The sequence below is a fragment of the Streptomyces hilarionis genome, from assembly GCF_024539675.1.
Classification (GTDB): domain Bacteria; phylum Actinomycetota; class Actinomycetes; order Streptomycetales; family Streptomycetaceae; genus Streptomyces; species Streptomyces hilarionis.
This window is the reverse complement of sequence record NZ_JAHHIT010000529.1, coordinates 1-363: the sequence shown is the minus strand read 5'-3', so window position 1 is coordinate 363 and position 363 is coordinate 1. Positions and strand designations below refer to the sequence as shown.

Annotated in this window: 1 protein-coding gene; it reads right to left on the bottom strand. The window is 48.2% G+C overall.

Translation table 11 applies throughout. The annotated features are described in order from the left end of the window. On the bottom strand, positions 1 to 363 hold a 363-nt coding region (locus KMS84_RS44125; RefSeq protein ID WP_256921465.1), incomplete at both ends, for a TrbG/VirB9 family P-type conjugative transfer protein.

Sequence of the window (363 nt, the reverse complement as noted above, 5' to 3'; positions counted from 1 at the left end):
GTTATACGATGTGACACGGCTGGTTGGATAAACGAATCGGATCAGGTACGACTGACTTGTTTTCGCCGTCGTACTGTTGAGCTGAAAGTAATACGTCCGTTTGGATGTAATCACCGTCATGTTTGTGTCCGCATTGTCTTCCACGGGCTTCAAGAAAACCCGGTTACGGAATGGCATGCTTTGCCAGGAGATCGTATCACCAAGTGCAACAACCTTGACCAATTCATCCGCTTCGAACTCAATAGATGTTTGGTACCCGTATGTTCCGACCAGCTCGTAAACTTGGTTTGGATCATAGGGAACCTGTTTGACACGGTTGTCGGAGGACAGAGCCCTCGGCAACTTTGCAGCTTGTGCGTTAAA